The organism is Mesorhizobium sp. M7A.F.Ca.CA.004.06.1.1, assembly GCF_003999135.1.
GTDB lineage: Bacteria > Pseudomonadota > Alphaproteobacteria > Rhizobiales > Rhizobiaceae > Mesorhizobium.
Map to the genome: position 1 here is coordinate 1 of NZ_RZPQ01000237.1, position 7,546 is coordinate 7,546.

Annotated in this window: 9 protein-coding genes; 3 read left to right on the forward strand and 6 right to left on the reverse strand. The window is 60.6% G+C overall.

What is annotated here, in order from left to right; translation table 11 throughout:
- Positions 1–544 (forward strand): BA14K family protein (locus EN906_RS16015; protein ID WP_164777194.1); only part of this gene is annotated, 544 nt, incomplete at its 5' end.
- A 97-nt stretch (positions 545–641) separates the two neighbouring features.
- Complete coding sequence (locus EN906_RS16020) at positions 642–989, forward strand: DUF2934 domain-containing protein (RefSeq protein ID WP_027035205.1); 348 nt, start codon at positions 642–644, stop codon at positions 987–989.
- A 401-nt stretch (positions 990–1,390) separates the two neighbouring features.
- Here the strand turns inward: EN906_RS16020 and EN906_RS16025 are convergent, their stop codons facing one another.
- The 5 genes from EN906_RS16025 to EN906_RS16045 form a co-directional block, all read right to left on the reverse strand.
- On the reverse strand, positions 1,391–2,338 hold the full coding sequence (locus EN906_RS16025) for an EamA family transporter (protein ID WP_127272007.1): 948 nt from the start codon (positions 2,336–2,338) through the stop codon (positions 1,391–1,393).
- Positions 2,339–2,495: 157 nt separating this feature from the next.
- Positions 2,496–2,858, reverse strand: coding sequence for a DUF6527 family protein (locus EN906_RS16030; RefSeq protein ID WP_127268633.1), 363 nt, complete (start codon positions 2,856–2,858; stop codon positions 2,496–2,498).
- The gene (locus tag EN906_RS16035) at positions 2,855–4,267 is read right to left on the reverse strand and encodes a ThiF family adenylyltransferase (protein WP_236382736.1); all 1,413 of its coding nucleotides are present in this window, start codon (positions 4,265–4,267) and stop codon (positions 2,855–2,857) included. Before EN906_RS16035 ends, EN906_RS16030 begins: the two co-directional genes overlap by 4 nt.
- Positions 4,252–4,665: an E2/UBC family protein gene (locus EN906_RS16040; RefSeq protein WP_127268632.1), complete on the reverse strand. Its 414-nt coding sequence runs from the start codon at positions 4,663–4,665 to the stop codon at positions 4,252–4,254. Before EN906_RS16040 ends, EN906_RS16035 begins: the two co-directional genes overlap by 16 nt.
- A gap of 4 nt (positions 4,666–4,669) precedes the next feature.
- On the reverse strand, positions 4,670–5,005 hold the full coding sequence (locus tag EN906_RS16045) for a multiubiquitin domain-containing protein (RefSeq protein ID WP_127268631.1): 336 nt from the start codon (positions 5,003–5,005) through the stop codon (positions 4,670–4,672).
- Positions 5,006–5,162: 157 nt separating this feature from the next.
- Here EN906_RS16045 and EN906_RS16050 point away from each other — a divergent pair, with 157 nt between their 5' ends.
- The gene (locus EN906_RS16050; protein WP_127268630.1) at positions 5,163–5,531 is read left to right on the forward strand and encodes a helix-turn-helix transcriptional regulator; all 369 of its coding nucleotides are present in this window, start codon (positions 5,163–5,165) and stop codon (positions 5,529–5,531) included.
- Positions 5,532–5,536: 5 nt separating this feature from the next.
- Here EN906_RS16050 and EN906_RS16055 read toward each other — a convergent pair.
- Positions 5,537–7,546, reverse strand: a 2,010-nt coding sequence (locus tag EN906_RS16055) for a S8 family peptidase (protein ID WP_164777195.1), incomplete at its 5' end; no start/stop codon positions are given.

Below are 7,546 nucleotides of genomic sequence, written 5' to 3' on the forward strand. Positions count from 1 at the left end.
GGGTTTTGCGGCCTGGCTGCTTGCCGCAAAGCCGCCGCGCCAGGCGACGGCCACCGTCAGCGTGGCGGAGCTGTGGACCAAAAAGGCGCGGCCGGTGAACAAGGCCGGGCAGGGCCTCGAACGCCTGCCGGCCAAACAGTCCGCGCCGCCCGACATCCCCGCCAAACCGCAGGAAACACCGCCCGACCCGACGGTCACCGGCGCGATCGCGCCCACGACGACCGAATTGCCGCCTTCGCATCTCGCCTGGTGCGCCAGCCGCTATCGCTCCTACCATCCGGACGACAACAGCTATCGCTCCTACAGCGGGCAGCTGCGCCCCTGCATCTCGCCCTATCTCCAAGCCGCCGGTCAGGCTGTTTTGCCCGCCGCCGGCGATGGCGACGAAAACGGCGCCGGCCTGGGCGTCTACGTTGCCGACGATGGCGGCGCCGCACTTTCGGCCGACCATGTCGATTCCTGCTTCAGCCGCTACCGCTCCTACCGCCCGGAAGACAACTCCTACCAGCCCTATTCAGGCGGCCCGAGACGGCAATGCCAGTAGCCCCGCGCGCCGCCCGGCATGGCGATCCGATCGCGCGGATTTTCCGGAGCGTCCGCACTGGCGCGGCGTTCAACCCTGACCCCAAGGAGGACTGACCATGAGCGACGACCGGGACGACAGAATTCGTGAGCGCGCCTACCAGATCTGGGAACGGGAAGGCCGCATGCACGGCGACCCTGAGCGGCACTGGCACCAGGCCGAGGCGGAGATCGACCGCGAGTCGGCCCTGCCGCTGACGGCGGATGACGCGCTGCCCGAAACCGGCGAGATCGCCAGCTCCGACGTGCTGGAGGTCGAGGCGCTGGCGGTGCGCACCGGCATATCGGGCGACGAGGCGCAGGAACTGCTCGACCGCCTGGGCAATGACCGCGCGGCAATCGAGCAAGCCGCCCGCAGCCTGAAGGCCAAAAGGCGGCGAAACCCCGATGAGGGACTGGCGAAATGACCGGAAGCTGAGGACAGAACTACCGTTGCGAGGGCTGGCCGGTCACCCGGCCCGAAAGCCCGCGCCTCTGGCGGAGGACGCGGGCCGATCGGACGGCCGATCTTCGGCAGGCGATGGAGGGCACCACCTGCCGCACAGATCAACAATTAGCTCTAGCTAATGTTCCGTCAAGTTGGAACTGAATTTACTTTCGTTTGAATGTCGGCCTCCACCGCAAGTGCGCCGCTGGCCCGGGAATGCATGTGTCCGGCGGGCACCTTGGCTGACGTGGATAGGAATTTTTTCTTGACCGGTGAGGGCAGCTATGCTACATTTTTGCCTATGGTGCTGATTTGCGCCAGTGACCCGCCGCGCAGGCGGGTTTTTTGTTGCCCGCCGCACAGCCGTCACCCGCGAGATTTCTACGCCACGCGTGGTTGAGCCGGCCTGGGCTTGACCATTGTGGCGAGTACGATGCCGGCGACGATGAAGGCCGCACCGACCAGATCGTAATCGTGCAAGCCCTCGCCGAGCAGCAGATAGGCGAGCATGGCCACGAACACCGTCTGCAGGTAGAGCAGCATGCTCGCCCGGCTCGCGCCCAGCGTTTGCACGCTTTTGTTGTAGAGATAGTACATCAAGGCGCCGCCGGGACCTGCCAGATAGGCGAGTGCGAGAAGGCTGTCGACGTCCATGGCGGAGCGTTCGTCGTTGAACAATTCCCACACATGGAAAGGCAAGGCGACCAGCGCACCGGCGCCGAGCAGCAGCACGACCATCGGCAGGAGTTCGATGCCGAATTTGGCACGGCGCAAAAGCACGGTGTAGAGGCCCCAGCAGAACGCGCTGCCGACGATCCACAGCTCGCCGGCGTTGAGCTTGAGTTGCAGCAGCGCCGTCAGGTTGCCATGGGCAACGATGAAGATCATCCCGGCAAGCGCAACCAGGGCGCCAAGCGACTTCCACAGGCCGAGCGGCTCGCCAAGCACAAAACGGGCGAGCACCATCGTCATGACCGGCGACAGCGCCATGATGATGCCGGCCGTGGTGGCGTCGGTGTCGTTGAGGCCGTGGTAGATCATACCTTGGCACAGCGTGAGGCCGATCGCCCCCACGGCGACGACCTCCACGGCGCGCGTTCGCAAAAGCCCGATCATCGCGTCGTGATGACGGTGCACGATCGGCAGCAGGATGGCGCAGGCCAGCGTCAGCCGCCAGAAGCAGAGGCCCCAGGGCGGCATTTCAGGCGCCACCCATTTGGCCGCGATATAGACACCAGCCGAAAGCAGCCAGCACAGCACGGCGGCCGGATAGCCGGTCAGGGAGACCACGGGTTGCGCGGCTTGATGCGCTATCGGCATTGCCTGCATGTCATGCCTCCCCCTTCGACGACCTCGGCCGGACGGGGCAACATAGCCTGTGTCGCTGGGTCGTGCATCCGTTTTGAAAGGCTGAGAAGGAAGCCACGCTCGGCCGTCCTATCTCTTCGACGGAGCGAGGAAGGGTAACGTCCATGGGATTACCAACCTATTGCAGCGTCGTCGTTTCCTTCACCCACTCGACACGGCTATGACGGAACCAGAAGTGAACACCGCAATCCTTTTTCCTCCAGACGGAGGGGTGCAGCGTCGCTGTGCCGTCTTCATGCCGCGTCACTTTCCAGCAGGGTCGCTCGTCGGGCAGCAGATTCATGTGAAGGATGTGGTCGTGACAGCGAGGGCAGAGCATTGCGGCTTGTTCTTCGAAGCCGTCTTCTTCGACAACGTAGAGGGTCTTCTTACGCAATTTTCCAGGGAGTGCGATCCGCACGACGATCGTCTTGTATGGTCGATCGAACCAGCGCCCCGGGAGCGAAAGCAGCCACGCCAGAAACTGAATCAGCCAGGTCATGTAGTCCGCTTTCCGAGCTCTGGTATGCCCAGAAGCGGGCGGACATCGCCGTGGCCCACTTTCGAGGACAGGATAGAGCATATTCCTACTTCGGGCTCGGTGATCAGTTCCATGCTGGCGAGGCTGAACGTAACGCTTGCATACTCCCGATTGACCAGCTCGCGGAACGGGTGAAGCCGGGCGAGGAATTCATCAACGGCAAGTGCCGCGGCCAGCATGTTTACGCTGATCACGGCGGGTCGGCGATTTGCGACACCTCTGATATAGCCGTCTTCGACCTGCAATAGATGCGCCTCGGGATCTGTGCGGCGTAGTCCCGCGGCCGACACGTCATCCATCGAGAACAGATCGCGGCTCATCAGCGACGAGCGGCCTGGCTGTAGGTAGTGGATCGTCCCGCACACTTCCCGAATCTGTCCGCGATTATACCCATCACGTACGGCGTCGAGCCTTATTCCGATGTCGAAGTAGGGGATGAGATACTGGGTTGCGATACAGTTCAGCAGGTAGCGTCCATCAACCGTGTCCATGCAACCGAAGAGCACATCGCATTGTCCAAGCGCACGGACGACGTCCGGGTCCCACAGATTTTGGGCCAGCCGAATGACTTTGGTGCCAACACCGGTTCGGTCGATGGCGTCGCCGATCACGTCGACTTTCTTCCGGCCCAGCCGGGCATCTTCCATTGTGGAGTTGATGATCCGATTGACGTTGCGATCTTCGATCGCATCATCATCGACGATGACAAGTTCGCCGACCCCAAGACGCATCAGCTGCTCGATCACAGGACTGCCCGTTCCCGAGCAGCCGATAACGCCGATGGAAAGCTTGCCAAGGCGTTCGATCGTGCCTTCGTCAAACGCTTGCGCATGCGAGGCGGCGAAACTCGGAACCTCGACGTTGCCGCTGTTCGGATACCAGAAGAGGAGGTCATCGCCCGCCACGCTGATGCAGCTCAAGGAACGCATGACGCCGTAGTCGAGCAGCACGCGGCCGAACATTTCACCAGAAGGCAACATGACCGCGCTGCCGTGCGGGATATTCGCCTCAACCCAGCCGCGGATCATCGGTAGAAGCCGGTGATCGCCGTCATCGTCGATGTCCGAGAATTCAGGATATCCGCCCGGATGGCTGTGCACCTTGATGATAGAAAGCCCCTTCTCGGTGGCTCTCTCCAGGATCGGCGCGATGTAATCGGGACTCCAAACCACGCGAATTGGCGAACGCTCAAGGCACTGATCGTATGGAACCTCATGAATTTCGCGTACCGTCAGCCGGTGCACGCGGTCACCGTTGCGGCGGCCACAAAGAAGAATAGCGACGGCTTCGCAGCCGTCGCCGGGGAAGAGGAAGCTCTTCAGATGAGCGTGCTGATCGCCCGATAGGGCGAGGCTCATTTTGCCGGGCATTTTTCGAACTCTCGCTCAAGCCATTCTTCCACGAGGAAGATATGCGTGCCCAAATTGTCGAAGCCGGGTTTCCACGGGTTCGCTCCCGTGCGGTGCCGCGACCAGCGCTGAAACGTCTTTCCGTCCAGGGCCTGCCGTGCTTCCGTGCGCCCGATCGGTTGCCCGTCGATGCGCTGGAGTCCGGGATAGAAGTAAACCATATCGAGCTGGGCATGCGGATAGCCGGATTCGATCCGGATCGCCGCTATGACCTTGTCATGGTCGTAGCCCTTGGGCACGGGAAAGTCGTGGATAAGCACCCATGGCGATCCGTCGATGATGGTCTCCCACGGACGCTCATACTGCTGGAGGAACGCCTCGTCCTCCTCCCCGAGTTCAAAGTTGCGGCGCAGGGACATCTTGTCAGCCCTCCGTCTGGTCGCGGGGCAAGGCCTTGAACTTTTCGATACCCTTGCGGCGCAGGTCGATAGGTTCGTGCAGCCCGATCTTCTCGGGGCGCTCGCCCGCCATTTTGAGGCGGAGCGTATAGTCCTTGGCGGGCAGGAGACCCGCCAGCGTCAGGATTTCCTCGCCGGTCGGATTCGGCTTCAGGATGACATACGGCTTGCCGTTGACCTGCAGCCGGTATCCTTTCGCGAGCGGGGGCTGCTTGCCAAGCTTGGCGTATTCCTCGAGGTCGATGATGTCGTCGAGGACCTGTTCTTCACCGGGATCGATCCCGTTCTCGTGGGTATCCATTTTTATGTTCCTTCAAGTGGCGATGCCGATCCCTTTGCCGGCAACTTTCTGCATACTAGCAGAAGCTTGCTAAGAACGTCAAGCAGAAATTAGCACGCTTGACAGACTGAGCAAAAAGTGTTATAATCCGAAAGGAATCAAACGGTTATGGTGAAGAATGAATAACACGATTGAACGAAAAACTGAACTGAAGGCAAGCCTTGGGCAGTATTTGGCCTCGATTCGTGAAGACCGCGGCATGAAACTGCGGGAGGTCGAAACAGCCACAAAACGCGAAGTCTCGAACGCGTATTTGAGCCAGATTGAGAACGGCAAGATCAAGAAACCGTCGCCCAACGTGCTCCATGTTCTCGCGCAGGTGTACCGAATAAACTACGAGCAGCTGATGCAGATGGCGGGCTACGCCGTCACTTCGAAGACTTCGGCGCACAAGCCGGCGCGCAACAGCTTTACAGAGCTCAATCTTTCACCCGAAGAAGACGTCAAACTGTTGGAATATCTTCGGTTCCTTCGCAGTTCGAAATAGCCTCCCTATGTCCGCACCGGAATGTCAACCACCGGCCTGATGGGCTCCAGCACCGTGGCGTATTTTCGTACGATCTGGTCGTAAAGATCTGCGATCTTGCGCGCGCGGACTGTCACGGCGAGTGCGTAGGGAAGCTGCTCGGCCGGCGAGAAACTCCGGCCTTCGAGACGCGCATTGTAGTGGATGTCAAAAGATGGCCGGCTGAGACTCTTCGCGTTGAGCCGTCTGCTCGCGTGCAGGCAATTCTCCCATTTCCAGGCATCGCGGCGCAGTTCGTCTTCCCCGGCGCCGAGTCCGGGGTCGCCGAAGAACGACTTGGTATTCGGGTGAACCTGATCGTCTTTCTTGAACTTCTCGTCATGCGGCCGGAAGGTCGCCTGCAAACCCGCACGCGTATAATTGCCGGGATGATGCGGATCAGTGTTGCATTTGTAGCAAAGCGTCGCCGTGATCTCGACCATGCCGGACAATTCGCTGTCGGGCATCGGCACCATCGCCCGAATGTATTTCGCGGGCGAAATTTTGCCTTGATAAATCACACGGATCATATCGTCCTCGCAAAGAACGATGTCGTCGATATTGCGCGCCAGGCGCCCCCAGCCGACTTCGTTGTGCGGAATCTCGCTCGCCTCAATCGAGTGGACGAGCAGCGTTCGCACGGCGAGCAGGTTGAGATTGTGCCCGAAATGTGCGCGAATACCGGTCCCGAGACGGAGCGTGCTCGGAGCGGCGAACGACGTTCCGCCGGTTGGATCCAGTTTGCTGACCCCGCCTTCCGCGACAACGAGAAAAGGTCTTTGCATCGAGCCGCCGAATTCGACAAAATCCGGCTTCACCAAGCCCGGACTGCGGCCGGGGCCTACGGCGCTATATGCCGCTCGCTGCCAAGGCGTATCTGGAGAATCTGCGGCGCCGATCGCGAGTGCGTTGACACAATCAGCCGGCACTTGGATGCGGTTGAACCCCATGGCGGCGTCGCCTTCGCCATTGTTGCCGACGGCGATCGTTGCCAGTGTGTCGGCCTGCGAAAACCGTTCGTCGAGCACTGCGGTCCAGGCATGGACATCGTCGTCCTCAATGGAGAGACTCGGGCCGAGGCTCAGATTGACGAAGTCGTAGTCGGTATTGTTGAGAACGGTGTCGATGCGTTCGAGAACCTCGTAGAGCTCGTGCGGGTTTTGCCCGGGCGTCATATCGAGCACGCGGTAGTGATCGACATTGGAGTAGGGGACCGGCACAGGCTTGGTTGGATCGAGAGGTCCGAATAGCAGCGCCGATGTAACTTGCAGCCCGTGTTTAAGCAGTTCGGGATGTGACGCGCCAACATGCGGACCGTCGATCGCTGTTGACCAAGGGCCAAGCGGATGCGTGGCCGGAAGCCCGCCATCGAATATCGCAGTCTTGATGGATGGGTCGAGGGCGGGTTTCGTTGGCAGCGTCAGTGACTGCGACGGCACGCCGGATGTACGAAAAGCCGGACGGAGAATTCGAAGCCGCGGCATCTCCCGCAACGCGCGAACGATCGTGAACGTGGCGATCTCGTCAGCGAGTGCGACCGGCGCCTCAAGTTCGAGGAAGCACAGCCCGCCTGCATAAAAGCGCTTGTCAAACTTCTGATCGATACCGAGCGACCGGACATACTTTTGAAATGCAGGGAGAGCCTCAGTTTCTCCGAAAAGCTGATCGGTGTGAAGGACGACTTCGAACACCGCGTCCTTGCTTTTGGGAAGCGGACCCTTGATTTTGTCACGCGCCGTCGGAGCGGCAATCTCTTCAATCGTCACCATATCTTCCGCAAGATGCGTCCCGGAGACCCAGGCGGGAAGGGACCGTTCCCACGAACGGAACGCATCCTTTGGGCCAAGCACGAACAGCTCCGTGGTGAGCGTTTCCTGAGGCTCCCGTCCCTTGGATTTCTTGGCTGGCTTGATGCGGCGCGGGCGGCTGCCCACCGCCTGCAATCCAGTCTGCCGAAACAGATCGGACGGATAGAAGGATTTGGCGATATATTCGGG